Source organism: Rhodococcus sp. MTM3W5.2 (assembly GCF_001984015.1).
Classification (GTDB): domain Bacteria; phylum Actinomycetota; class Actinomycetes; order Mycobacteriales; family Mycobacteriaceae; genus Rhodococcus_G; species Rhodococcus_G oryzae.
Window position 1 is genome coordinate 1910071 of record NZ_CP019572.1, and the last position, 25628, is coordinate 1935698.

Genomic DNA, 25628 nt, shown 5'->3' on the forward strand with positions numbered 1-25628 from the left:
TCCTGGGGACAGAACTCGATCACTGCGCGGACTGAAGGGGCCCGAACGTGAAGGAAAAGGGCCGCAAGGTCATCGCGACCAACCGCAAGGCGCGACACAACTATTCGATCATCGACGTCTACGAGGCGGGCGTGGCGCTGGTCGGCACCGAGGTGAAGAGCCTGCGCGAGGGCAAGGCGTCGCTCGTCGACGCCTTCGCCACCGTCGACGACGGCGAGGTGTGGCTGCGCGGGCTGCACATCCCCGAGTACACCCAGGGCAGCTGGACCAACCATTCGCCGCGGCGGACCAGGAAGCTGTTGCTGCACAAGCGCGAGATCGAGCACCTGGTCGGCAAGACCAGGGAGGGGAACCAGACGCTGGTCCCACTCTCGATGTACTTCTCCGACGGCAAGGTCAAGGTGGAGCTCGCCCTCGCCAAGGGCAAGCAGGACTACGACAAGCGTCAGGACCTCGCGCGACGGACGGCCGAGCGGGAGGTCACCCGTGAGCTCGGGCGCCGCGTGAAGGGCATGAGCCGCTAGCGGGCGACCTGGGCGGCCAGCGCGTCGGGCATCAGCTCATAGCGCAGGTGGCAGCGGGAGAACTCGGCGTTGCCGTGCACGAGCGAATTGAGCTCGACCGGGTAGCGGGCGAGCTCGATCTCGGGTACCTCGGCGCGCAGCAGCGACAGCCCCGGACCCTTCACCTCGGTTCCGAGGACCCGGCCACGCCTGGCGGACAGGTCACTGAGAACGGCGCCGAGATAGTCGTCGGGGAGCGTCACGGCGACGGCGGCGACCGGTTCGAGTAGCCGGATCGAGGTGTGCCCCGCGGCGTCCCGGAGGGCGAGGCTCGCGGCGGTCTGGAAGGCGGCGTCGGAGGAGTCCACCGAGTGCGCCTTCCCGTCGACGAGGGTCACCCGCACGTCCACGAGCGGGTGACCGGTCGCAACGCCCTTCTCCAACTGGGCACGCACGCCCTTTTCGACCGACGGGATGAAGCCCTTCGGGACCGCGCCGCCCACCACGTGTTCGCGGAACTCGAATCCCGATCCGGTCGGTAGCGGTTCGACCTCGAGGTCGCAGATCGCGTACTGGCCGTGGCCGCCGGACTGCTTGACCAGCCGACCGTGCCCGGACGCGTTGCCTCCGAAGGTCTCCCGCAGTGCCACCTGGTACGGCACGGTGTCCACGTGGACGCCGTGCCGGTTGCGCAACCGGTCGAGAGCCACCTCGGCGTGCGCGTCGCCGGTGCACCACAGCACCAGTTGATGGGTGTCCGGATTCTGTTCCAGCCGCAGGGCAGGGTCCTCGGTGGTCAGTCGGGTCAGCGCCTGGGAGAGCTTGTCCTCGTCGGTCTTGGTGTGTGCCTCGACGCCGATCGGCAGCAGCGGCACCGGCAGCGCCCAGGCCTCGAGCGGGGCAAGCTCGTCGGTGTCGCCGATGGTGTCACCGATGTGCGCGGTGAGCTTGGGGAGGCAGACGATGTCGCCGGCGACCGCCTCGGGCACGGGCCGCTGCAGCTTGCCGAACGGGCCGGTGAGGGTGGTGACCTTTTCGTCGGTGCTCTCGCCGGAGGCGGCTGCGGCGAGAGCGACGTGGACGTGGGTGTCGGGGAGCAGCGTCCCGGAGAAGACGCGGACGAGGCTGATGCGGCCGACGTAGGCGTCGCCGGTGATCCGGATGACCTGAGCGGCGAGCGGAGCGTCCGGATCGGCCGCGGGCGCGGGCCCGCGCCGGTGGGTGGGATCCGGGAACGCGCCGGTGATGAGGTCGAGCAGTTCCGCCGCGCCGACGCCGTTGTCGGTGACGGCGAGGGCTGGGTGCAGGGCACAGTCGACGATCTCCCGGCGCAGGCCGTCGGTCAGTGCCTCCTCGTCGAGGGGTTCCCCCGCGAGGTAGCGCTCCATGAGGCCGTCGTCCTGGCCGGAGATGGCCTCGACGAGGCTCTCGCGCGCCGCGTCGGCATCGGGGCAGGCGCCGGGTTCGCCGTAGCTGCGCCCGGTGAGCAGGCCGAGCGACCCGCAGGGCCTGCCGTCGGCGAAGACCGGGAGGTAGACCGGCCGCAGCGTGTCGGTGCCGAGGCCGAACGCGTCGTGACAGGCGGTGAGGATCTCGTCGAAGCTGCTGCGGGCCACGTCGAGTTTGGCCACCACGATGGCCCGGGGAATGCCTGCCGCGGCACATTCGCGCCACAGGGCGCGGGTGGGGTGGTGACCGGGTCTGTCGCCGAGACCACGAAGACGGCGGCGTCGGCGGCGTGCAGACCGGCCCGCAACTCGGCGCCGAAGTCGGGATGGCCCGGCGGGTCGAGGAGATTGACCTTGCAGCCGTTCCACTCGAGCGGCAGGACCGCGAGCTGGACCGACCGTTGCTGTTGGTGCTCGATGTCCTCGTAATCGGAGACCGTGTTGCCGTCCGGGATCCGGCCGGCGCGGCCGATGGCCCCGGCGGCTAGCGCGAGCGACTCGGCCAGGGTGGTCTTGCCCGCGCCGCTGCACCCGATCAGGACCACGTTGCGCAGCTGCTCGGGACGCGAGGCGGGTGGGGCGTTGCCCGCGCGAACCGTCATCCGGTCGGCCATCTATGTCTCCTCCCGCAGCGACGGGCTGACCCGATTCTAGGCGGGTCGGCCCGTCGCGGCCGGAGGAATGACCTATCGAGGGTGCAACAACCTACTTCGCGACGCGCTCCCACATCTGCAGGTAGGCCTCGGCGCCGCGGCTCATGTCCTCGATGATCTGATCGCCGTCGTCCCCGGCGGCGATCCGCATGTCCGCGATCCAGTCGGGGATCAGCCCGTACTGCGCGACGCCGTCCTTGTTGAGGTCGAAGACGCGCTCGCCGGTGCGCTGGCGATCCATCGTCGTGCCGCCGTCGAAGGTCTTGTACGGATACTGCAGCGGGTTGGTGTCGGCGTCCTCACGCGGGCGCGCCTGCGGGCCGAAGCCGTTGGTGTCCGCGCCGTAGCCGAAGCCGTAGTAGTAGTCCTCGCTGCGGTCTGCGCGGGCCTTGCGCCAGGCGGTGACGAAGTTCTCCTTCTTCGGGTCGGAGTTGAGACCCGAGGCGTAGGCGGCCACGAAGCCACCGAGCGCGTAGATCCGCTCGTAGTTCAGCGGGTCGGTCCAGCTGTGGCTCGAGACCACACCGGAGTACTTGGCCTCCTCGAGGATCCGGAGGGTGTCCTCGGCGGTCTTGACGCTCATGTGGTCGACGTCGACGATCATGCCGCGATCCATCATGCCGCGGACCATGTGCTCGCCGAGCTTCGTCAGGCCTCGGGTATTGCACAGGGGGCCGGACGGGTACACCGGCGTGGTGACGCCGGGCGGGAGCGCGGACATCACCTCGGCGGGTGCGTCGCCGAAGGAGAGCAGGGGGTTGTCGTGCACCGGGCCCTTGCAGGGTTCGGCCTCCCAGAACTTGCCGGTGCTGAGGAAGTTGCCCGCGTTGACAGCGATGCCCTGGATGCCGCCGTCGAAGCGGACACCGCCGAAGGCGTTGTCGAACTTGTGCGTGACGATCATCTGCCGCACGCCCATCGCGTAGACCTCGTCGAGGCCACGGTCGACGTCCGCCTCGGTGCACTGGGGCACGTCGTTGCGCTGCGAGCACCCGAACGGTTCGGAGGTCTCGATGCCGATCGTCACCGCGAGCTTGCCCTCGCTCGCGACCTTGCGGACCTCATCGGGAGACCGGACGATCCGGAACCAGCCGCGGCCGGGGCCGCCGTACTGGGCGTCGATGTAGTCCTGCATCTGCCGGACCTGCTCGGCCTGCGCGCGGATGGTGTCCATGTCGTTGCAGGAGCGGTTCTTGAGCGGGTAGATGTCGCAGAGGACCCGGTTGTTCACCAGCAGGTTGGTGAAGATGCGCAGTCCGCCGCGCCAGGCCCGCTCCACCCACCGGTAGTAGGTCTGCTCGTGGGTCAGTGAGTCGGCGTCCGGCCAGTCTTTGAAGGTCGGCCAGCCGACGGTGTCGTGTTCCGCGACCGGGCTGCCGTGCGACAGGATGTTCTCGAGCAGCGCCGGCATGCCGTCTTGACCGTGGTCGGCGCAGTCGCGCAGCGCGACGGTGATGCCCTGCGGGTCGAAGGGGGTGCCGCAGTGCACCTGGCCACCGATGAACAGGTTGGCGTCGAGGTGGACGTGCGCGTCGATGAACCCGCGCACCTCGCCGTTGGGGCCGGTGCCGGAGAGCGGCTTACCGGTCGCGTTCACCTCGGAGTCGGGGAAGGTCGCGCAGCCCTCGGCCGGTGTGAGGACGAATCGTCCGCCCGCGGGATTGACGCCGGGGTCGGTGAGCTCCATCCCGCCGTTCGCGGAGGTGAGCTGGCTGCCGTTGTCCGTCGCGGTGACCGCGTAGGTGCCGTCGGTGTGCGTCAGCGTCCAGTCGGTGGTCGGCAGCGCGTCGCGGGTCGAGACCACCGCGCGCTTGCCGTCGTGGGCGAGCATGTCGCCGCCCTTGCCGTAGAACATGAACCGGCCCAGCTGCGCCGCGTGCGTGCGGAACGCCTCGGCACCGCCGACGGTGTCGGCATCGGCGCGGTAGCCGCCGTCGGCGCGGCGGACGAACTTCCCGCTCTGCTCCGACTTGAGGGCATAGCAGCCGTTGGCCAGCCCGAAGACGGGGTCGTCACCGGGGCCGATCGGGTCGGAGGAGGGCTGAGACGCCGCGATCCCACCGCCGGCCAGGACAAGTGCCAGCGTGGCGGCCAGTGCGTTTACCCATCGACGGCGTGAACGCCCTGGTTGATGTGTCATGTGGCTTCGACTTCCCCGATCAATCCGCTAACTGATTTTGCTGAGAAGAGTAGTTCATTTTGGACAGACGTCCAGATGAAACGCCGCAGAATTTAATGGGATGATTTCGCGGCGCCGGGGCGTTACAGTATGTGGTCCCAGCATGGTGCTGGGTACGTACGGGGCTGAACGGTTTCGACTTTGTACGTTGAGTTAGGGGAAGCGTGTCGGTGCAGGCAAGAGACCACCGTAAGCGTCGCTGCAAACCTATAAGCGCCGATTCCAATCAGCGCGACTACGCTCTCGCTGCCTAAGTAGCGAAGCGTGTCTGTCAGTCCGATCTCGCCCTCGGGTCGGGTACTGGCATCAGCTAGAGGGCTTTACCGGTCGGCTCGGTCACGGAGTCGTTCGGGACATCAAACAGTGACTGGGATCGTCATCACGGCTTGTTCGCGAGACCGGGAGATCCGAGTAGAGGCTTAGCGAACTGCACACGGAGAAGCCCTAGCGATTCGGCGGAGGACCCGGGTTCGATTCCCGGCAGCTCCACAAGGCCAGGCCGGAGAGTCATCACAGACTCTCCGGCCTGGCCCTTTTTGTGCCGGAGGCGTGGAGCTCGGAGCTCCGGTGTTGCCGATGCGTAACGTCGGGTTACGGAACCCTACCGCCAGGTTTCTTTCTTGTAATGCATTGCGCCCCAGGGTGTTCAGGGCTTGGTGATGTCGCTTTCGCTCGGCTACAAATGCAGCAGCGCCGAGGTGGCGTCACAGCGAAGCGAGGCTTCACGGTCGAGAAGGAGTGATCACATGGGATCGACAGCAGAGGATCTCACCATGGTCGCGGCAGGGGCGACCTTGGTGTCGGCGCTGGTTGCGGTGATCGCGGGCGTCGCAGGCGTCGCATCGCTTTCTGCGTGAGCGTGCCCACGCTCAACGCCAGCTGAGAGGGCCCCGCAGTCGAAGTCGGCTGCGGGGCCTCGCTGTGTTCGGTCCCGTGGGCCGAGCCCGGCCGGGTCAGCGCGGCGGGGGAGCAGGGCGGAGAGAAAGCCGCTCGTGTCCCGGTCCGAGGCGGGTACGACGCTCCGGTGGTCCGTGCCGGGATAGACCTTGAACTGGAAGTCGGCCCCGCCCGCTGCGAGTTGCAGTTGCAGGGCGACGCTCACCGGGATGGGGACCGTGAGGTCGTCGGTTCCGTGCACGATCATGATCGGCCGGTCCCAGCCGGCGGTGGGCACGGCCATGTAGTCCTGGAGTGCGGTGACGACGGCCGGATCGAGCAACGGCCTGGCGAACAGCTCACCCACCGACCTCCCCTCAGCATGGCGAGGTCGTCGCCGCACCCGAGCTCCGCCGATGCCAGCGCACGCGCCCCGAACTCGGTGAGGTAGCCGGCCAACCCGAGGTCCGGCCGGGCGGAATTCAGGCCCGCGAGGATGTACACGAGGTAGGTGCTCGCCCCTTGCAGAACGTCGAGTGCCGGTACATAGGGGCCGGCCACGGCCAGCAGGTTCTCCACGTTCGATTCGGGTGCGTAGGACAGGGTTCCGCGGAGATCGAGCTCAGGGGCGTACTCGGCGGCCATGTGTCCGGCGAAGAGCGCGGCCTGCCCTCCCTGGGAGTGTCCGACCGACACCCAGGACGTCGAGAGGTCGGGGCGGAGGTTGCGTCCGGCGCGAACGATGTCGATCGCTGCATGCCCCTCGGCGCGACCGGCCAGGTACTGATGAAGGCCGGGCGAGCCGAGGCCGATGTAGTCGGTGGCGACCACGGCGTATCCCCGGCGAAGGTAATCGAGCAGCAGCTGCGTCGTGGTGAGACTCCCGGTCACGCTCGGTGCGCACTGGTCGCCGATCCCGGTGGTGCCGTGCGACCAGGACACGACGGGCCAGCCGCCCGCAGGCGCGGTGCCGTCGGGAACGAAGACCTGCCCGGTGCTGACGGCGGGCCCGCCGTCCTGCCCGGTCGTGTTGTAGGTCACCAGGTACCCCTCGGCCGCGCCGTCGATCAGGTCGCCGCTCGGAAGGGCGGACGAGCTCACGATCGTTCCCGGGGCGGGCGGGGAGCCGTTGCGTGAGCGGTGGGAGCGAATGCGCCGACCGCGATGAGTCCGGACGCGATCACCGACATCGATCGACCGAAGTGCATTGAGCGGACGCTAGCAGCGCCGAGTCGCCAGTGGGGGAGCCACGAATCGCGCACCCGACGTCACGCTGCCGACCTCAGCAGTTGCTCGGCGCGGGCTGACCGGCGAACCTTCCGTCGAGCCAGCCGAGTACACCCGGTAGCCCCTCGATGCTGGTCGGGCCGTGGTCTCCGGGGAACACGCTGAACTGGACCGGAACACCGGCCGCGCAGTATCTGCCGACGGTCGCCGCGATCGAATCCAAGGGGGCAAGCTGATCGCCGTTGCCGTGCCAGACGTACACCGGTGCCCGGGGACTCCTGGGAACATCATCAGGCTGTTCTGGTCGAATATCGACCGCACGGCAGGCTCGTTGATCTTGGCTGGATCGGCGGATACCTCTGCCGCGCTGTGATTTGCCCCGGCGTCGATGATCTCCTGGGAGCAGGCGTTGGCGATCCGGTCGCGTAGGGCCAGGCCCGCGCCGGTGAGGCCGCTGGCCAACGGGATCGAGGACGGGTACTCGCGTTCGAGTCCCAGCGTGGCGGCGAAGCCGAGGCCGAACAGAGGGTGCGGCGCGGTCCCGAGCCCGTTCGCGAGCTCGCTGAGGTTCGCGGGGACGCCACCAGCCGCGACGCCGACGATGGGGAGTTCAGGGGCGTAGGTCGGCGCCAGGGCGCCCGCCCAGCCGCTGGTCATCCCGCCGCCCGAGTAGCCCGCGAGCCCGACGGGGCTGTGCCCGAGCCTCGCCTCGGGCAGATGTTGCACCGCACGTATTCCGTCGAGGACGATCTGACCACCCAGCCTGGCGGCGCCATAGGCGCTGGTCGGGCCGAGGTGATCGGGAAGGGCGATCGCCCAGCCCCGCATCAGCGCGAGGTTCACGACCGGGGCCTCTTGGAGCTGTCCGTTGAACAGGGTGTGCGACGGTCCGCATCGGGTCCCGAGTGCGTTGATGATGGCTTGGTACGACAGCAGCGGCCGGTCCACGCCGCCGCGCGGGACGAGGACGGTCGTCACGGCAGCCACCGGGTGGCCCGACGAGTTCGTGGAGCGGTAGGCGACCTGCCAGCCGTCCGCGTTCCCGAATCGGGAGACGTCGACCGGTCTGCTGCGGAGGATCTCGCCGTTCGCCCTTGCGGCGAGATCCGGTGGCGCCCAGTAGAACGGGTCGGGGTCGGGCGCGGGCATCAGCGGCTGGGCCTGTGCGGCCGCGGTCGGCGCGGTGATCGCAGGCGAGAAGGCCAGCGCGAGTGCCGCAAGGATGGCCGTAGCGGAATCTCTGAGTGTGACTCTCATCGAATCCTCCGATGAAGGGTGGGGGATACCGAACTCGCGCCCCAGGGCGCGGCCTCGTGCCGGAGTGACGCACTCCGCACCATGTGGCTCACCGCCGTTCGTCAAGTACTTCCGCACCATGACGTAGCTCACACTAGCGAAGATCGGCGCGGTCTTTCGCGGTTATCGGCGCGACACCCGGATCGAGGGCATGCTGTGACCGTGGATGCTCTGCCGATGTTCCCGCTCGGGTCCGTGCTGCTGCCCGGTGAACTGCTGCCGTTACAGGTGTTCGAGCCGCGCTACCTGGAGATGGTCGAAGACCTGACCTCGTCCCCGGACCTGCGGCGATTCGGCGTGGTCCTCATCACCCGCGGCCACGAGGTGGGTGGTGGCGACGAGCGAACCGACATCGGGACCGTGGCGCGGATCGTCGATTACGAGCGGGTGCCGGGCGGGCGACTGCTGCTCGGCTGCGTGGGCGAGGGCCGGATCCGGGTGCGGCGCTGGCTGCCGGACAACCCCTACCCGCGGGCGGACGTGGAACCGTGGCCCGACGAGGGCACGGACTACAGGTCGGACTCGATCGACGAGGTCGGCGCGCTGGTGGACGAACTCGGTGGGCTGCTGAGCCGGTCCGCCGCGGTCCGCGGCATCCCCGTGCCGGGGTTTCCCAGGTTGGACGAGTTGCCGGGTGAGATGGGCGACCGCGTCTACGCCCTCGCGGCAACCCTCCCGCTCGTCGCGGTGGATCGGCTGAGGTTGCTGTCGGCGCCCGGGCCGCGCGAACGTCTGACGGTCCTGGCCGAGGCCCTCGGCGACGTGATCGCCGCGGTGCGGTTCAGGCTGTCGGAGTAGGTGATCGACATGCGCGGGGAGGGATCGCTACTCGCGGTGGTCGCGCTCGGCGGCGGGATCGGTGCGCTGGCGAGATATGGCATCGCGCACGCGATGCCGACCAGGGAGATCCCGTGGGCGACGCTGATCACCAACGTGATCGGTTGCCTGCTGATCGGCATCCTCATGGTGCTCATCACCGAGGTCTGGACGGCGCACCGGTTGCTCCGGCCGTTCCTCGGGGTCGGGGTGCTCGGCGGCTTCACCACGTTCTCGACCTATGCGGTCGAGGTCCGGGGGCTGCTCGCGTCCGGCAACTATCCGATCGCGTTCGGCTATCTCTTCGGGACGGTGATCGCGGCGCTCGCCGCCGTTCTTGTGGGGTGTGGGGCGCACGGCTCGTCACCGGTGCCGTCGCCGGGAAAGGAATCTGACATGTCTTACTCACGCACGGAGATGCGGCTGTCGATCATCCTCGGGCAGGACGACCTCTGGCATCACAAGCCGAAGTACCAGGAGATCGTCAAGCGCGCCCGTGCCGCCGGGCTGAGTGGGGCCAGTGTGTGGCGGGGTGTCGAGGGGTATGGCGCGTCCGCGCACATCCACACCACCCGGCTCCTCGACCTGGCCGACGGGTTGCCGCTGCTGGTGGTCGCGGTGGACACCGAGGAGCGGATCCGCGGGTTCCTGGACGGCATCGGTGAACTGCTCACCGAGGCCACCGTGACCCTGGAGGGCGTCGAGCGGGTGCACTTCACCGAGGACCGGCCGTGACGGTGGTGCTGGTCGTCCTCGGCGGAATGGTCGGCGCGCCAACGCGATTCCTGCTCGACCGCGCCGTCGGCTCCCGCACGGACAGCGAGTTCCCGTGGGGGACCCTCACCGTGAACGTGATCGGATCGCTGATCCTCGGTGCGCTTGTCGGCGCCGCGACAGGTTCGGGCAGTCACGTGATGGCCCTGGTTGGCACCGGATTCTGTGGTGCGCTGACCACGTACAGCACCTTCGGCTACGAGACGGTCCGGCTCGTCGAGGACGGGGTGCGTTTGTACGCGCTGGCCAACGTCGTGATCAGCGTCGCGGCCGGGATCGCCGCCGCTGCCCTGGGGTTCGCCGTCGCCCACGCCTTGTTCGTGTGATCGAAACCGCGCGGAATGCATTGTGGCGTAGACGTATTCATGGCTCCATGGAGGGGGAGGTTTGCGTCGCCGGCGAATGTCTGTTTAGCTGTTCGCCGCATGCACCTCGCTAGGTGAGGCGTCTGCACGGACACAGGCCACTGACCCCAAACGTCGAGAGACGCCCCGGGTCAGGACAGCTCCTCCCGGACGAAGGGTTGAGCCCAAGTGGCTCCCGCATCGCGGGTTACGCCGTGCAGTGCCAAAGCTCTGTCGAGAAGGGGTGCTGAGCCGCGACCTCTGTCGTCCGGCCCTTCTCCCGCGCTTGCATCGTTCGGCGCCCGCGTGCGCCTCGACCGCCGGGAGGTGATGGCATGAGTCCGAGTCCGAGTAGTTCCGGGGCTTGCGATCACCCTCCGTCGTCTACTCCCACGCCGTCTCAGCGGCGCTGAGTTCACGGCCGCCCATGCTGGGCGGCTGACGCGGGTTCCCGTTCTTTCGCCCCGACGCTGTCCGTGCGTCGGCGGTCACCCTCTGTGTGCCGATCGGCGGTCCTTTTGGGCTTCCGTCTGCCGAAACCCGGTTGCGGCATGCGGTTTTCGCGGCTGTTGAGACCCAGCAGCCGATTCGAGTGAGGTCATCATGAACCGTGAAGAAATCATCGTGTCCGTCCGGATGCTGCTACAGAATCCGGACCCGGACGCCTTCCGTCGGTTGGTCCGGGAGTATCCACCGGCCGACATCGCGGAAGTCCTGCGTCATGCCGCTCCCCAGCAGGTGTCGGCACTTCTGCTCACACTGCCGTCCCGGGAGCAGGCGCGCCTGTTCGTCGAGCTACTCGATGCCGAGCAGGATGCCGTTCTGGCCGCCACGCCGTCGGGACCTGCTGCGACGTTGATCGGGGACCTACCCCCGGATGAGCGCGCCGACCTGTACAACCGGCTGAGTTCGGATGGCCGTGAGCGACTGATACCACTGCTGGCCCAGGCCGAGCGGGAGGACGTGCTGAGGCTGGCGGCCTACCCCGAGGGCACGGCGGGATCGGTGACCACCTCGGCCTATGCGACGGTGAGCGCGGGAATGACCGTCGGCGACTCGCTGCAGGAGTTGCGAACGAGCGCGCCGGACAAGGAAACGATCAATGTCGTGTACGTGATCGACGGCGACGGTCGCCTCCGTGGCACGATCCCGCTGCGCGAGCTGGTGCTCAACCGCGCGGACACCAAGGTCGAGGAGCTGATGCAGACCGACCCCGTTCTCGTGCGTAGCGATGATCCGGATGACAAAGCCACCGAATACATCCGGCGTTACAACATGCTCGCTGTACCGGTTGTCGATGGCGAAGAACGCATGATCGGCATCGTGACCGTCGATGATGCGATGGACATCGATCGCGAACAGGATGCGACCCAGCTGGCCCGCTACGGCGGAACGTCCGCGATCGGAGGTCCGGATCTCGATCTGAAGGACTCCTCGTTCTTCCGCATCTACGGAACGCGGGTCTTCTGGCTCGGGCTGTTGACCGTGTTCGGTCTGATCACCAGCAATTTCGTTGCGGCGCAAGAAGACATTCTCGCGGAGGTCATCATCCTGGCCGCCTTCCTCGCTCCGATCATCGATATGGGCGGCAATACCGGCAGTCAGTCGGCGACCCTTGTCCTTCGGTCGATGGCGTTGGGGCAGATGCAGTTGCGGTGGCGCGATATCGGATTCGTCATCCGTCGCGAGCTAGGCGTAGCGCTCGCGCTCGGCGCCTCCATCGCCGTCCTCGAGGTCGTTCTCACCTACTTCACCAAGGGTGACATCGGTGGTGAGGTCCTGGCCATCGTCGGCCTGAGCATGCTCACCTGCACCGTGGTCGGCGGTGTGCTCGGCTCGCTGCTGCCCTTCCTCGCCCGCAAGATCGGCACCGATCCCGCGACACTGAGCGCACCGCTCATCACCTCGATCATGGACCTCGTCGGCGTGTTCATCTACTTCGGTTTCGCCTACTGGTTCCTCGCCGATCTGATCGCCTGACGCACGACACGGGGATGGAACCGCCCTCACTGCGGTTCCATCCCCCGTCGCATACAACGTGCTCGCGTGATCGAATGGTGCTGACCGACAATCACCGACCGAGGAGGCGCGTCGTGGCGCACGATCGAGCAGGAACGCTCGCCCAGCCGCAGGATCTCGAGGACCTCGCGCAGTTGGTGACGGCCTATTACAGCCGCATCCCGGACCAGGAGAACCCGGACGAACGGGTCGCGTTCGGCACGTCAGGGCACCGCGGATCCAGCCTGGACGGCGCCTTCAACGAGGCGCACATCCTCGCCACCACGCAGGCCATCGCCGAGTATCGGGCACGTCGGTCGATCACAGGTCCGCTGTTCCTCGGCCGCGACACCCATGCGCTCTCCGAGCCCGCCTGGACCAGCGCGCTCGAAGTCCTCGCGGCCAATGACGTTGTGGTGATGATCGATTCCGGGGGCCGCTACACCCCGACCCCGGCGGTCAGTCATGCGATTCTGCGGCACAACGCCTCTGGCACGGCCGCACCGGCAGACGGCATCGTGGTGACGCCCTCACACAACCCGCCACGCGACGGCGGATTCAAGTACAACCCGCCACACGGTGGCCCCGCCGACAGCACCGCTACCGCAGCCATCGAGGCCCGCGCGAACGAGCTGATCGCGGCCGGACTGGTCGGGGTCAAGCGGGTCCCGCTCGCCGCGGCACTGGCGAGCGCGGCCCGTCCCTACGACTTCCTCGCCACGTACCTCGACGACCTGCCGAACGTGGTCGACCTCGACGCGGTCCGCGATGCCGGCATCCGGATCGGCGCCGACCCGCTCGGCGGTGCCAGCGTCGATTACTGGGGTGCGATCGCCGAGCGCCACCGCCTCGATCTGACGGTGGTCAACCCGCTGGTGGATGCGACGTGGCGGTTCATGACCCTCGACACCGACGGCAAGATCAGGATGGACTGTTCGTCCCCGGACGCGATGGCCTCGCTGATCGGCGCGCGGAACCGGTTCGACATCGCCACCGGCAACGACGCGGACGCCGATCGACACGGCATCGTCACCCCGGACGGCGGGTTGATGAACCCGAATCACTATCTCGCTGTGGCCATCGACTACCTCTACGCGAACCGGCCCGGCTGGGCGCCGGGCACCAAGGTCGGCAAGACCTTGGTGAGCTCGTCGATGATCGATCGGGTTGTGGCGGGTCTCGGCCGGGAGTTGGTGGAGGTACCCGTCGGGTTCAAGTGGTTCGTGCCGGGCCTGCTGACGGGTGAGCTCGGCTTCGGCGGCGAGGAGAGTGCGGGGGCGTCGTTCCTGCGCACCGACGGCCGGGTGTGGACGACGGACAAGGACGGCATCATCATGGCGCTGCTGGCGTCCGAGATCACCGCCGTCACCGGTCGCTCGCCCGCCGCCCGGTATGCCGAGCTGGCGCAGCGGTACGGCAACCCCGAGTACGCACGGGTCGACGCGCCCGCCACCCGCGAGCAGAAGGCCGCCCTGGCGGCGCTGTCGTCGGAGCAGGTCACCGCGACCGAGCTGGCGGGCGAGCCGATCACCGCCACGTTCACCTCGGCGCCCGGCAACGGTGCGGCGCTCGGCGGGCTCAAGGTCAGCACGGAGAGCGCGTGGTTCGCCGCTCGGCCGTCGGGTACCGAGGACAAGTACAAGATCTACGCCGAATCGTTCAGGGGCAGGGAGCATCTCGCGCAGGTGCAGGACGAGGCGCGGGAGCTGGTGTCCCGGGCGCTGGGAGCAGGCGCCTGAGCGATTTCGCTGCTGGCTAGGATCGGTGGCAATCATGCACACCACCGCAAATAAGCTGCCACGCGAGATCTGGGTCCTGGTCTCGGCCAGTTTCGTCATCGCTCTCGGGTTCGGCATCGTCGCTCCTGCGCTGCCCCAGTTCGCCCGCAGCTTCGACGTCGGAGTCACCGCAGCGACCGCCGTCATCAGCGTGTTCGCCCTGATGCGACTGCTGTTCGCGCCGCTCAGCGGGGCGCTGGTGCAGCGGCTGGGGGAGCGCCCGACGTATCTCACCGGGCTGTTGATCGTCGCGGTCTCCTCCGGTGCGGTGGCCTTCGCGCAGGGCTACTGGCAGCTGCTGCTGTTCCGGGCGATCGGCGGCATCGGGTCGACCATGTTCACCGTGTCCGCGCTGGGTCTGCTGATCCGGATCACACCGCCGGGCATCCGCGGACGGGTATCGGGGCTGTATGCGACGTCCTTCCTGTTCGGCACCATCGGCGGGCCGCTCGTCGGCGGCGCGCTCGCCGGCTTCGGGCTGCGTGCTCCGTTGCTGATCTACGCCGTTGCACTGCTGATCGCGGCGGCGGTGGTGTACCTGAGCCTGCGTGAGTCCGCGCTGGCCGCACCGGATTCGGGCGACCACGTCGTCACGATGACGCTGCGCGAGGCGCTGGCGTCGGCGACCTATCGCGCATCACTGGTGTCGAACTTCGCCAACGGCTGGGTGTCGTTCGGCGTTCGGGTCGCGATGGTGCCCCTGTTCGTGGTCGAGGCGCTTGGCGAGGGCACCGCGCTGGCAGGTGTGGCACTGACCGTGTACGCGATCGGCAACGCGCTGGTGCAGATCCCGGCGGGACGCCTGTCGGACCTGCGCGGCAGGCGGCCGTTCGTGCTGGCAGGCCTGGCGATTGCGGGCACGGCGACGATGTTCCTCGGGTACAGCGAGAATCTGCTGGTGTTCCTCGCGCTGTCGCTGGTCGCGGGCGTGGGGTCCGGGCTGATGAACCCGGCCCAGCAGGCCGCGGTCGCGGACGTGATCGGCTCCAAGGCCAGGGGCGGTCCGGTACTGGCCACCTTCCAGATGGCCTCCGACGTCGGGGTGGTGGCAGGTCCGCTGGTAGCCGGGGTGTTGGCCCAGTACCTGTCCTACGGGGTGGCCTTCGCGGTCACCGGCGCGCTGATGCTGCTCCCGATCGCGTTCTGGCTCGTCGCGCCGCGGACCATCCCGCAGGCGTCAACCGGGGATGCCGACCCCGATCAGCGCGCCGACCAGGTAGGTGGCGGCGACGGCGATGACGCCGAAGGCGAGCTGCCGGAGCGCACCGCGGACCTTCGACTTCGCAGTGAAGCTCGCCGCGATCGCGCCGACGATCAGTAGGCCGATCCCGCCAACGGTCAGCCCGGCGACGAGCGACTCGAACCCGAGCAGGTACGGGATCAGGGGGATGATCGCGCCGACACAGAACATCAGGAACGAGGAACCGGCCGCCACCACCGGTGAGGGCTTCTCGCTTGGGTTGACGCCGAGCTCGTGGGTGAGGTGGATGTTCACCGCGCGTGCGGAGTCGTTGTGTACCTCGGCGGCCGCGGCCTCCGCGGTCGCCTCGCTCATCCCCATCGCGGTGAAGGTCTCGACCAGTTCGGCCTGTTCGGCCTCGGGGTAGCGGGCCTGCGAACGCGTCTCGACCTTCACCTCCGCCTCGATCTGTTCGTTCGCGGTGGATACCGAGGCGAACTCGCCGAGGGCCATGGAGAAGGCGCCTGCCACCAGGCCGGCGACGCCGCTGAGGATGACGGTGTGCGCGTCGACTCCCGCGCCGCCGACGCCCGCGATCAGCGACGTGTTGGTGACCAGGCCGTCCATCGCACCGAACGTCGCCGCCCGGAGCCAGCCGCCGGACACATTCGAATGGGTGTGATCGAACTCATGGGGGAGCGCGTCCTCGATGGCGTCGGGGCCGGGCTGCGGCTCGCTCATACCGGTGAATCTACGCCGATCGGTACCGTGGGCCAGGTGTGGATTCGTATCGTCAGCCTGCTCGCCAGGATCGGGCTTGCCGCTGTCTGGTTGATCTCGGGAGTGCTCAAGGCCGCGGACCCGGCGGGAACGGTGATCGCCGTGCGCGCCTACCAGTTGCTGCCGGAGTCGTTGGTGCGGCCGGTCGCGAACACTCTGCCGTTCCTCGAGATAGCGCTCGGACTGCTGCTGTTGATCGGCCTGGGGGTCCGGATCGCGGCGATCGCGTCGGCGCTGCTGCTCCTGGTGCTGATCGGGGTGATCATCTCGGTGTGGGCCCGCGGGCTGTCCATCGACTGCGGTTGTTTCGGTGGCGGTGGGGCCGCGGATGTCGACGGCTGGGACTACGCCCGCGAGATCGCCCGCGACGTCGGGTTCCTTGCCATGGCCGCGTGGCTGACCGTGTTCCCCCGCAGCCCGTTCGCGCTTGGGCCCGGATCGAGGCCCGCACTCTCAGTGCCCGCTCAGCATGAGATGGCAGAGTAAAGCCACATTTGACTCTCGGAGCGAAGGACTGCATCTGTGAATGCGAAGAACAAGCCCGTCACCTCTCTGCAGCCGACGTCGAGTCGGTCGACGTACATCCTCGGTGGGTTGGCGGTCCTGGTGATCGCCGCTGTCGTGATCGGCGGGGTGATCTGGCAGAGCAACCGCAGCAAGCCGCGCAACGAGGGCTATGGGGCCGTGTCGAACTCGGCGGTCCAGGTGGCAGTGCAGCAGGACGGCGTGGTGCGGATCGGTCAGCAGGATGCGGCCACCACGATCGACGTCTTCGAGGATCCGATGTGCCCGTACTGCGCCGAGTTGGAGAACACGAACGGCCAGGAGATCGCGCAGAAGGTCGACGAGGGCAAGGTCGCGGTGCAGTACCACATCCTCGACTTCCTCAACCGGCTCTCGGCCAGCGGTGACTACTCGACCCGCGCGGTAGCCGCGTCGATGTGCGTGGCGGAGAGCGGCGACGCGATCGCGTACTCGAAGTTCCACGCTGCGCTGTTCTCGCCCGAGAACCAGCCCGCGGAGAACGGCTCCTCGGATCACTCCAACGCCGAGCTGGCCCAGATGGCGAAGGACTCCGGCGCCAACGACGCCGCGGTGGCGTGCATCTCGGACGGCGCCAAGGTGAACGACGCCGCGGCGGCGGCGCAGAAGGGCCGTGAGGCGCTCGCGGCCAGCGGTGCGGCAGGGACGCCCACCGTCGTCGTGAACGGCACCATGATCGATGCCCTCGGCAATCCGAACTGGGTCGCCGAGCTGAACTGACACGGGTCTCGGGGGCGGGCGGCGAGAGCGAGCCGCCCGCCCCCGCTCCATTCGAGTAGGCTTTGACCAGGCAATTTGTTGGCCGGAGTGGCAATGGTGTAACTTTCTTCGAGCACGGAGGAGCACGCACTCCAGTGCGGAGAAACAACCAAATACGGGGCTATGGCGCAGCTGGTAGCGCACCACACTGGCAGTGTGGGGGTCAGGGGTTCGAGTCCCCTTAGCTCCACTCAAAAGAGCAGATCAGACGAATGTCTGATCTGCTCTTTTTGTCGCCGCACGATATCTCGTGAACAAACCCTCATCTCGCGATCTGGGAGTTGAGGGTTTTGTCGCATTCGTCGGGCTCGGTGAACCGGCCGCGGACGCGGACCCTACGATCAACCGGTGACGCATGAACGTGGTGAACTGGCTGCCTGGCGACGCCCCAGCGTACGGATGGCTCTCGGCCTCATCGTCGCCTACCTGGCGTTCTACCTCCTGGTGGGGAGGCTGGTTTCCTCGATCTTCGCCGGCCAGATCGACAAGGACAACATCGTCGGCTCCGCGCCCAGCATCCTGTTCGGTATGGCCCTGCCGATTGCGATCGGCGCGATCGCTCTGCTGATCGTGACCGTCCGGCTCGGCATGATCGGAAAGATCTTCGGGCCCCAACCCATTCGGGGACGCGGCTGGATGTGGATCGGCCCGGTGCTGGTTCTGGCCGCGATCATCGCGCACCTGTCCGGGACGGACTGGAGTTCGTGGACCGGCGGGCGGATCGCGGCGATGTTCGTATTGGGTGCCTGCGTCGGTTTTACCGAGGAGCTGGCCACCCGTGGACTGGTGGTCCAGATCCTGCGCGACGCCCGCCACAGCGAGCGGTTCGTCGCGGTGGTCTCGTCGCTGGTGTTCGCGTTGATGCACTCCGTGAATCTGTTCTCGGGCATGGAACTGTCCACCGTGGCCGTCACCATCGTCTACACCTTCGGCTTCGGCATGTGCATGTACCTCGCGATGCGCGTGACCGGAACCATCTGGGCCGCGATCGTTCTGCACGCCCTCACCGACCCGACGACCGTCCTCTCTTCCGGTGGAATCGACTCCGCCGTCGGCACTTCCAGCAGCGGCGGTGCGATCGCTGCGCTGGTGACGATCCTGCTCGTCGTGTTCGGAATCATCGCGGCCTTCTTCGTCCGGGGCAAGGTCCGAGCAACCGAGCTCTCGCCCGCTGCTTGACCGCAACTCCACCCAGGGACAAACCCTCACCTCGCAATCGTGCAAGTGAGGGTTTTGTCGTTGTCAGCCGAGCAGAAGAACTCTGGCGTTGCGCACCTCGGGTACGCCGATCGTCTTGACGGCGAGCAGGAACGCCGGCACGGCGAAGGCAGTGGCGGCCAGCAGCGTGATCGCCGCGGCCTCGCGGGGGTTGTCGATGAACCGATGAGACAGCCCGACGGACGCGACGCAGATCAGGCCCGCGACGACCGATGCCCACAGCACGCGTGTGAACGTCTCGAGTACGGCGTGGAAGCCGAGCAGCCCGTAGCGGCGTCGCAGTGCCCAGTGTCCGCACACGGCGCCGACGAGGTATGACAGGGAACTCGCGACCGGCAGCGTCACCACGACGACCTGACTCGGGAGGGTGGCCGCGCTCAGCGCGACCACGGCGATCTTCGTCGTCACCATCGCGACGTTGATCAGCGCCGGTGTTCGCATGTCGTTGCCCGCGTAGAAGACACGGAGCTGAAGCATGACCAGTGCGAACGGCGCGAGTCCGAACGCCGACAGCGCCAGCGAGATGCCGATGAGCCGCGCGGCGTCGACGTCGACGCGACCGATGAACATCACCGTGGTCAGCATCGGCCCGAGCAGGGTCATCGCGACGGCGGCCGGGACCAGCGCGACCACCGAGTAACGGGCGGCCCGGCCCATGTCTGCGATGAGGGCCCCGCGGTCGCCGTCGGCGACGGCCTTGGCTATGCGCGGGGTGAGCACGGTCAGCAGGGACACCCCGAGGATTCCGTACGGGACCTGGAACAACAGGTCCGCGTGGGTGTAGGTCGAGACGCCGCCGCGGTCGAAGGCCACCACCAGCACGAACGTCACACCGACCTGGCTGATCGCGACGTAGGCCACGACCCAACCGAGCAGGCCGACCCCGACCCGCACCGGACGCCACGTGTACGGCACGGGCCGCACCCGCCAGCTCCACCGGAATCCGGTCCGGCGCAGTGCCACGACCGTCCACGAGGCCTGCCCGACGATTCCGGCTGTGGTGCCGATGCCGAGGACGAGAACCTGGGCGGTGGTCATCGCGGACGGCGTCAGCGTCACAGGGCCGGGCACCAGCACGAAGACGCCGACCGTGGCGAGGACCATCACGTTGTTGAGGACCGGCGCCCAGGCCGCGGGCGTATAGCTGTCGCGGACGTTCAGGACGGCGGTCACCGTGGCCGCGAGCGCGTAGAAGAAGATCTCCGGGAACAGCAGGTACGCCAGCACGGTCGTCAACTGTGCTTGGTCCGAATCCGATACCAGCACCGCGACCAGCAGGGGGCCGCACAGCACCGCGACAACCGTCGCCGCGGCGGCGCCGATGACGGTGGCCAGCAGCAGGCGCTGGGTGAACACGCGCGAATGGGCGCGTCCACGCAACCGGGCCCGGGCCAGCGCCGGCACGAACACGCTGCTCATCACCCCGCCGAGCAGCAACTCGTAGACCATGTTCGGCAGGCTGTTCGCCCCGCTGTACGCATCGCCGACCGCCGCGGTGCCCAGCACGGCTGCCAGCGCGAGCGTGCGGATGAAACCTGTCGCCCGGCTCGCCACGGTCGCGGCGGCGACCGCGCCGGTCGAGCGCGCCAGCGTGCCCTGAATGTCCCCCACGCGACCATGGTGCCCTACCGCCCGCCCCGGACCCGGTGATCCCGGGCGCCAGGTCACGGAAACCCAACGGTTGCCGCGGATCCTCGCCTGTCGGCGAAACATCTGTTTCACTTGGTGCCGAATGTGACCTGTGTGACTGGTGTTACCTGTGTGGAAGGAGAGCGGCGCCCGCGGACCAACCCCGCGCCCGGCGCCCATCCCGAAGATGAAGATGACCACGATGATGGCCGGGCTGGCAGCCGCGACCCTGACCGCGATGGTGCTGCCCGCGGCGGCGCTGGCCGAACCCGTAGCCGACACTGCCGCCGAGACGCCGCTGACGGGCAGGACGGTCTTCCTCGACCCGGGGCACCAGGGCACGGCCCACAGCGAGAACCTCTCCAGGCAGGTAGACGACGGCCGCGGGGGCAAGAAGGACTGCCAGACCACCGGCATGACCAGCCAGGGTGGTCTCGCCGAGCACACGATCAACTGGGACGTCTCGCAGCTGGTGAAGACCAGCCTGGAGACCCTGGGCGCCAAGGTCGTGCTCAGCCGTCAGGACGACTCCGGCTGGGGCGGCTGCGTGGACGAGCGCGCCAAGGCGGCGAACGACTCGGGCGCGGACCTGGCCATCAGCATCCACGCCGACTCCACCACCGCGGAGGCGGACGCGAGCAGGCGCGGGTTCCACATGATCATCCCGGAGCTGCCGGTGCCCGACCAGGCCGTCGACAAGGCGCAGTCCGGCAAGGGCCTCGAGGCCTCACGGGCGATGCGCGACGTCTACGTCAAGAACGGCTTCACGCCCGCGAACTACGCAGGCGTCGTCGAGGGATTGCAGACCCGCGGCGATGTGGCCGGTCCGGCGCTCACCACCGTCCCGCTGGTCTTTGTCGAGATGGGCAACGGGTCCAACCCGGAGGACTCGGCCGTCCTCGACAGCCTCGACGGCCGACTCAAGCACGCGATCGCGATCACCACCGGCGCGGTCAACTTCCTGATGGAGGGCGGAACGGTCGCCTCGACGCCCGCAACGGGAACCAACGCGACCACGACCACCACCACCACGACTGCTGCGCCCACGACGACCGCGACGCCTGCGGCGGCCGATGAGCAGGCCACGCCGTCCACGAAAACCACCACGAAGCCCGCACCCCGAGCGCGACGACCACCGAGAAGGCCGCCCCGGCGGACGCAGGGCTCAGCCAGGTGCTCGTGCTGCTGCAGCCGCTGCTCGAACAGCTGGGCCTCGGCGGCTTCACCGGGCTGGCCACCGGTGAGAACCTGGGACTGGTCTCGAATCTGCTGAGCGGGCTGCTCGAGGCGTTGACGGCGCAGGGCGCCAAGAACTGATTGCCCGACAGGGGCGCACTCGACCCCGTTTCGACCGACCTAAGATGGGTGGCCGGTCGAGACGGGAGGTCGTGTGGCAAAGCGATTGATACCGGTGGTCCTGGTCGCGGGATTCCTCGGTGCGGGCAAGACCACCATGCTCAACCACCTGTTGCGCAACAACCGCGGCGTGCGGATCGGTGTCATTGTCAACGACTTCGGCGCCGTCAACATCGACTCGATGATGGTGGCGGGCCAGGTCGATTCGATGGTCTCGCTGAGCAACGGCTGCCTGTGCTGCGCGGTGGACGTGAGCGAGATGGACTCGATGCTCGACCGGCTGGCCCACCCCCGCTCGGACATCGACGTGATCGTCGTCGAGGCCAGCGGGCTGGCGGAGCCGCGGAACATGGTCCGCCTCGTGCTCGGCAGTGAGAATCCGCGCATCGTCTACGGCGGGCTGGTGGTGCTGGTCGACGCCGTGGAGTTCGAGGACACCAGGGTGGCCAACCCCGAACTGGATCTGCACGTGCGGATGGCGGACCTGTTGGTGCTCAACAAGACCGACCGGATCTCCGAGCACGACCTGCACTCGGTGCTGGCCCGCGTCGAGGAGCTGGGCGGCCGGTCGCCGGTGCTGCCCACCGCGCACGGCCGCATCGACCCGAGGTTGCTCTTCGACGAGGTGACCCGGGTCGACGACGGCCCGCGTCAGCTCAGTCTCGACGAACTGTTCGCCGATCCGCACGACCACGACTGCGACGGTCACGATCATCTGCACGACCGCTACGAGGCCGTGACGTTCACCAGTGACCGGCCGATGGACCCACGGGCCCTGACCCGGCTGCTCGAGGATCCGCCACCCGGCCTGTATCGCGTCAAAGGCTTTGTGTACTTCGGCATTCCGGGACACACCCAGCGGTACACGCTGCAGACCGTCGGCAGGCACATCCGGTTCGAGACGGGCCCGTGGGGCAGGGGAGCGGCCCGCGCCACCGAACTGGTGCTGATCGGTTCCGGCATCGACGCGGACGCGCTTCGGAGTCGCCTGGACGACTGCCTCCGGGTACACGAAAGCGGTGCAGAGGCCATGACCGGCGTGCACCGCTACGTGGTGGAGAACTAGAACCTAGGGACGCGTGGCGCGCCTGCGACGCTGATTGCTGCCGCCGCCCTGCGAGCCACCGGATCCCGGCGTCTCGCTGCTGTACATCACGGTGGGCTGCCCGGAACCCTGGCCGCGCCCGCGGCCACCCGAGCCCCGACCGCCGCCGGTGGCGGCACCCTCGCCGCCGCGGCCCGTCCCGGAACCGGACTGCCCGCGGCCACGGCCGCCGCCCTGAGCGCCGCCGCCACGGGTGCCGCCCTGGCCGCCGCCGCTGCGAGCGCCACCCTGAGCGCCGCCGCCACGACGCTGACCGGCACCGGCTGCGCCGCCACGGCGACCGCCGCCGCCCTGGCCCTGCGGCTGGGTGGCGGGCTTGGGCGCCGGGATGACGTGCGGCGCGATCTCGCCGACCAGCGCGTTGACCGGATCGGAGTCCGCCGTCACCTGCTGCGGGGTCACCTTGATGGCCGCCTTGCGCATGAGGATGGCGAGGTCCTTGCGCTGCTCGGGCAGCACGACCGTCACGACGTCGCCTGCGCTGCCCGCGCGCGCGGTGCGGCCGGAGCGGTGCAGGTACGCCTTGTGCTCGGCGGGCGGGTCCACGTGCACGACCAGCTCCACGTCGTCGACGTGCACGCCGCGGGCCGCGACGTCGGTCGCGACAAGGACGCGGGCCTCGCCTGCGGAGAACGCGGCCAGGTTGCGGTCACGCGCGGCCTGCGACAGGTTGCCGTGCAGGTCCACCGAGGGATACCGGCCTCGGTGAGCTGGCGGGCCAGCTTGCGGGCCTGGTGCTTGGTGCGCATGAACAGGATCCGGCGGCCGGTGCCCGACGCGAGCTTGTGTACGAGGTCCTTCTTGGCCTCGACGCCGTGCACGTCGAACACGTGGTGCGTCATCGCCGCGACGGGCGAGTTGGCCTCGTCAACCGAGTGCAGCACCTCGTTGTGCAGGAAGCGCTTGACCAGCTTGTCCACGCCGTTGTCGAGGGTCGCGGAGAACAGCAGCCGCTGTCCCTGTGTCGGGGTGGCCGCGAGGATCCGCGTCACGACGGGCAGGAAGCCCAGGTCGGCCATGTGGTCGGCCTCGTCGAGGACGGTGATCTCCACGGCGTCGAGGGAGACGAACTTCTGCTTCATCAGGTCCTCGAGGCGACCGGGGCAGGCCACGACGATGTCGACGCCCGCCTTGAGGGCCTGCACCTGACGGTGCTGCGAGACGCCGCCGAAGATGGTGGTGACGCGCAGGTCGTAGGCGCTGGCGAGGGGCTCGAGCGTCGCGGTGATCTGGGTGGCGAGCTCGCGGGTCGGGGCCAGGACGAGGCCGAGCGGGCGGCCGGGGCGACGCTTGCCGCCCGCCAGGTCACCGGCAAGGCGGGCGACCATCGGGATGGAGAACGCGAGCGTCTTACCGCTGCCGGTCTTGCCTCGTCCGAGCACGTCGCGGCCGGCAAGGGTGTCCGGGAGGGTGTCGACCTGGATCGGGAAGGGAGAGGTGATGCCGCCGTCGGCGAGCGCCCTCACGAGGGGTTCGCGCACGCCTAGGTCAGCAAAGGATTTCGTCATGTGGGTCGAGTGCCTTTCAGGCATCGGGTTGCACTGTTCGACGCACGGGGAATCGAAAGGATCCACACGCCTGTCAGCACAAGATGGCGAGATTGCCGGTGGGCAAAATCGATCGCCGTAAGAAGAGCTCGTGCTGGTTGCACCGATCAACGAGTTCGTTGAGGAAGCGTTCCACGACGGTTGGCGCGCATACAGCCGCGCCAGGTGTCACCCAGGATAGCCGACGATCGGACCACTCCGACCGTCGGCTGCGTCACACCCCCCTATAGCCCAACCCATTCTGTGACGCCGTCGGCGAAGTGCTGCCGCTTCCAGATCGGCACCTCGGCCTTGATGCGTTCGACCAGCGCCGAGCAGGCCGCGAAGGCCTCCGCGCGGTGCGGCGCCGCGACCGCGGCGACCAGCGCCAGGTCCCCGACGACCAGCGGGCCCACCCGGTGCACGGCCGCAACCGGGAGCCCGGTCTCGGCGGACACCTGCTCGCAGCACTCGCGCAGGAAGCGCTGTGCGTCCGGGTGTGCCTGATACTCCAGTGCCGAGACCGACTGTCCGCCATCGTGGTTGCGCACCACGCCGCTGAACAGCACCACCGCGCCGTGCTCGGGGCCCGCGACCGCCGCGTCCACCGCGGCCTGGTCGATGGGTTCGGACGAGATCAGTGCGAGAAGCTCACGCATCGTGCATACCTCCGCCCGCAACCTGCGCCAGCAGGTGCTCCAGGATCGGTTCGAGTACCGACATGCCGTCGCGGACACCGCCAGGTGATCCCGGCAGGTTGACCACCACGGTGCGGCCGGACAAACCGGCCAGCCCGCGGCTGAGCGAGGCGTAGGGGGTCTTCTCGGACCCCTTGCGGCGCATGGCCTCCGCGAGTCCCGGCAGCTCCCGGTCCAGCACGGCGCGAGTGGCCTCCGGGGTCTGGTCGGTGGGGGACGTGCCTGTTCCGCCGGTGGTCACGACGAGCGCCGGTGCGCCGGCGAGCGCGTCGGCCAGGCCGGCGGCGATGTCGGCGTCGGCGTACACCAGGGGACCGCGCACCGAGAGGCCCTGCGCGGTCAGCCATTCCGCGAGAACCGGTCCGGTGGTGTCCTCCCGGGTGCCGCGGGCGCCCCCGGTGGAGGCGACCAGGACCACGGCGGATCGAGGTCCGGCCGTGGCGATTTCGGTCTGGGCCTCGGCCTCGGCCTCGGCGGCATCGGGGCGAACCCAGTGCCCGCGCTTGCCGCCCTCCTTGGTCAGCAACCGCACACCGTTCATGGTGGCGGCGGGATCGACGGCCTTGACCATGTCGTGCAGCGTCAGCCCGGCCACGGCGACCGCGGTCAGCGCCTCCATCTCGACACCGGTCTGCCCGGTGGTCTTGGCGGTGGCCTCGACCGTGATGGTGGTCTCGGTGAACCCGAACTCGATCTTCACCGAGGACAGCGACAGCTGGTGGCACAGGGGGATCAGCTCGGAGGTGCGCTTGGCGCCCGCGATGCCCGCGATCCGGGCGGTCGAGAGCACGTCCGCCTTGGGCATGCCGTCGGCGCGGACCAGGGCGATCACCTCGGCGGTCGTCTGCAGTTCGCCGCCAGCCACCGCGATCCGGGTGGTGGTGGCCTTCGCGCTCACGTCGACCATGCGCGCGCGGCCCTCGCCGTCGAGATGAGTCAGCT

General features: G+C 68.6%; 19 protein-coding genes, 1 tRNA gene, 1 other RNA gene, 4 pseudogenes and 1 riboswitch. Of the genes and pseudogenes, 15 read left to right on the top strand and 10 right to left on the bottom strand.

Going from position 1 to position 25628, the window contains the following annotated elements; genetic code table 11:
* The first annotated feature begins 47 nt into the window (after positions 1 to 47).
* Positions 48 to 524, top strand: coding sequence for an SsrA-binding protein SmpB (smpB, locus tag BTZ20_RS08770; protein ID WP_077041093.1), 477 nt, complete (start codon positions 48 to 50; stop codon positions 522 to 524).
* Here the strand turns inward: smpB and BTZ20_RS08775 are convergent.
* Positions 521 to 2496, bottom strand: a pseudogene (locus tag BTZ20_RS08775) (elongation factor G). The gene smpB and the pseudogene BTZ20_RS08775 overlap by 4 nt on opposite strands.
* On the opposite strand from BTZ20_RS08775, the gene BTZ20_RS27885 reads away from it, so the two are divergent.
* The gene (locus BTZ20_RS27885) at positions 2423 to 2605 is read left to right on the top strand and encodes a hypothetical protein (RefSeq protein ID WP_223263894.1); all 183 of its coding nucleotides are present in this window, start codon (positions 2423 to 2425) and stop codon (positions 2603 to 2605) included. The pseudogene BTZ20_RS08775 and the gene BTZ20_RS27885 sit on opposite strands and share 74 nt — an antisense overlap.
* A gap of 51 nt (positions 2606 to 2656) precedes the next feature.
* On the opposite strand, the gene BTZ20_RS08780 is transcribed toward BTZ20_RS27885, so the two are convergent.
* Entirely contained in the window at positions 2657 to 4744 is a 2088-nt protein-coding gene (locus BTZ20_RS08780; RefSeq protein ID WP_077041094.1) for a membrane dipeptidase, read from the bottom strand.
* A gap of 160 nt (positions 4745 to 4904) precedes the next feature.
* Between BTZ20_RS08780 and ssrA the strand changes: the two genes are divergently transcribed.
* Positions 4905 to 5275: a transfer-messenger RNA gene (gene ssrA, locus BTZ20_RS08785) on the top strand.
* A 250-nt stretch (positions 5276 to 5525) separates the two neighbouring features.
* Here the strand turns inward: ssrA and BTZ20_RS26685 are convergent.
* From BTZ20_RS26685 to BTZ20_RS08800, 3 genes and pseudogenes are all read right to left on the bottom strand, one after another.
* The gene (locus BTZ20_RS26685; RefSeq protein ID WP_077041095.1) at positions 5526 to 5963 is read right to left on the bottom strand and encodes an alpha/beta hydrolase family protein; all 438 of its coding nucleotides are present in this window, start codon (positions 5961 to 5963) and stop codon (positions 5526 to 5528) included.
* Entirely contained in the window at positions 5924 to 6760 is an 837-nt protein-coding gene (locus BTZ20_RS26235) for a lipase family protein (RefSeq protein ID WP_077041096.1), read from the bottom strand. The genes BTZ20_RS26685 and BTZ20_RS26235 overlap by 40 nt, the downstream gene beginning before the upstream one ends.
* A 181-nt stretch (positions 6761 to 6941) precedes the next feature.
* A pseudogene (locus BTZ20_RS08800) lies at positions 6942 to 8143 on the bottom strand (lipase family protein).
* Between the two features lie 201 nt (positions 8144 to 8344).
* On the opposite strand from BTZ20_RS08800, the gene BTZ20_RS08805 reads away from it, so the two are divergent.
* The 6 genes and pseudogenes from BTZ20_RS08805 to BTZ20_RS08835 form a co-directional block, all read left to right on the top strand.
* Entirely contained in the window at positions 8345 to 8980 is a 636-nt protein-coding gene (locus BTZ20_RS08805) for an LON peptidase substrate-binding domain-containing protein (protein ID WP_145982258.1), read from the top strand.
* Positions 8981 to 8989: 9 nt separating this feature from the next.
* Positions 8990 to 9733, top strand: coding sequence for a fluoride efflux transporter CrcB (crcB, locus tag BTZ20_RS27890; protein WP_223263686.1), 744 nt, complete (start codon positions 8990 to 8992; stop codon positions 9731 to 9733).
* Entirely contained in the window at positions 9730 to 10098 is a 369-nt protein-coding gene (gene crcB, locus BTZ20_RS08820; protein ID WP_077041097.1) for a fluoride efflux transporter CrcB, read from the top strand. The genes crcB (BTZ20_RS27890) and crcB (BTZ20_RS08820) overlap by 4 nt, the downstream gene beginning before the upstream one ends.
* A gap of 98 nt (positions 10099 to 10196) precedes the next feature.
* Positions 10197 to 10367: riboswitch (M-box (ykoK) riboswitch) on the top strand.
* A 352-nt stretch (positions 10368 to 10719) separates the two neighbouring features.
* Positions 10720 to 12096: a magnesium transporter gene (mgtE, locus tag BTZ20_RS08825; RefSeq protein WP_077041098.1), complete on the top strand. Its 1377-nt coding sequence runs from the start codon at positions 10720 to 10722 to the stop codon at positions 12094 to 12096.
* Between the two features lie 113 nt (positions 12097 to 12209).
* Positions 12210 to 13853 (top strand): phosphoglucomutase (alpha-D-glucose-1,6-bisphosphate-dependent), encoded by a 1644-nt coding sequence (pgm, locus tag BTZ20_RS08830; RefSeq protein ID WP_077043585.1) that lies wholly within the window; start codon positions 12210 to 12212, stop codon positions 13851 to 13853.
* 34 nt (positions 13854 to 13887) lie between these two features.
* Positions 13888 to 15084 (top strand): annotated as a pseudogene (locus tag BTZ20_RS08835) (MFS transporter); the annotation flags it as partial.
* On the opposite strand, the gene BTZ20_RS27895 reads toward BTZ20_RS08835, so the two are convergent.
* Positions 15070 to 15813 carry a VIT1/CCC1 transporter family protein gene (locus tag BTZ20_RS27895; RefSeq protein ID WP_077041100.1) on the bottom strand — a complete coding sequence of 248 codons (744 nt, stop codon included), beginning with the start codon at positions 15811 to 15813 and terminating at the stop codon, positions 15070 to 15072. The pseudogene BTZ20_RS08835 and the gene BTZ20_RS27895 sit on opposite strands and share 15 nt — an antisense overlap.
* A gap of 36 nt (positions 15814 to 15849) precedes the next feature.
* On the opposite strand from BTZ20_RS27895, the gene BTZ20_RS08845 reads away from it, so the two are divergent.
* From BTZ20_RS08845 to BTZ20_RS08860, 4 genes are all read left to right on the top strand, one after another.
* Positions 15850 to 16338, top strand: a complete 489-nt coding sequence (locus BTZ20_RS08845) for a MauE/DoxX family redox-associated membrane protein (protein WP_077043586.1) — start codon at positions 15850 to 15852, stop codon at positions 16336 to 16338.
* 36 nt (positions 16339 to 16374) lie between these two features.
* Positions 16375 to 17115 carry a DsbA family protein gene (locus tag BTZ20_RS08850; RefSeq protein ID WP_077041101.1) on the top strand — a complete coding sequence of 247 codons (741 nt, stop codon included), beginning with the start codon at positions 16375 to 16377 and terminating at the stop codon, positions 17113 to 17115.
* 156 nt (positions 17116 to 17271) lie between these two features.
* Positions 17272 to 17344, top strand: a tRNA-Ala gene (locus tag BTZ20_RS08855).
* A gap of 158 nt (positions 17345 to 17502) precedes the next feature.
* On the top strand, positions 17503 to 18333 hold the full coding sequence (locus tag BTZ20_RS08860; RefSeq protein ID WP_077041102.1) for a CPBP family intramembrane glutamic endopeptidase: 831 nt from the start codon (positions 17503 to 17505) through the stop codon (positions 18331 to 18333).
* A gap of 63 nt (positions 18334 to 18396) precedes the next feature.
* On the opposite strand, the gene murJ is transcribed toward BTZ20_RS08860, so the two are convergent.
* Entirely contained in the window at positions 18397 to 19983 is a 1587-nt protein-coding gene (gene murJ, locus BTZ20_RS08865) for a murein biosynthesis integral membrane protein MurJ (protein ID WP_223263687.1), read from the bottom strand.
* 205 nt (positions 19984 to 20188) lie between these two features.
* Between murJ and BTZ20_RS08870 the strand changes: the two genes are divergently transcribed.
* Both BTZ20_RS08870 and BTZ20_RS08875 read left to right on the top strand, forming a co-directional pair.
* On the top strand, positions 20189 to 21274 hold the full coding sequence (locus tag BTZ20_RS08870) for an N-acetylmuramoyl-L-alanine amidase (RefSeq protein ID WP_077041104.1): 1086 nt from the start codon (positions 20189 to 20191) through the stop codon (positions 21272 to 21274).
* A 117-nt stretch (positions 21275 to 21391) separates the two neighbouring features.
* Positions 21392 to 22423, top strand: coding sequence for a CobW family GTP-binding protein (locus BTZ20_RS08875; protein ID WP_077041105.1), 1032 nt, complete (start codon positions 21392 to 21394; stop codon positions 22421 to 22423).
* Positions 22424 to 22426: 3 nt separating this feature from the next.
* On the opposite strand, the pseudogene BTZ20_RS08880 reads toward BTZ20_RS08875, so the two are convergent.
* The 3 genes and pseudogenes from BTZ20_RS08880 to moaCB form a co-directional block, all read right to left on the bottom strand.
* Positions 22427 to 23970, bottom strand: a pseudogene (locus tag BTZ20_RS08880) (DEAD/DEAH box helicase).
* A 263-nt stretch (positions 23971 to 24233) separates the two neighbouring features.
* A complete protein-coding gene (locus tag BTZ20_RS08885; RefSeq protein WP_077043588.1) occupies positions 24234 to 24647 on the bottom strand; it encodes a molybdenum cofactor biosynthesis protein MoaE in 414 nt (137 codons plus the stop codon).
* A complete protein-coding gene (gene moaCB, locus BTZ20_RS08890) occupies positions 24640 to 25593 on the bottom strand; it encodes a bifunctional molybdenum cofactor biosynthesis protein MoaC/MoaB (protein WP_077043587.1) in 954 nt (317 codons plus the stop codon). The genes BTZ20_RS08885 and moaCB overlap by 8 nt, the downstream gene beginning before the upstream one ends.
* Positions 25594 to 25628: the final 35 nt, after the last annotated feature.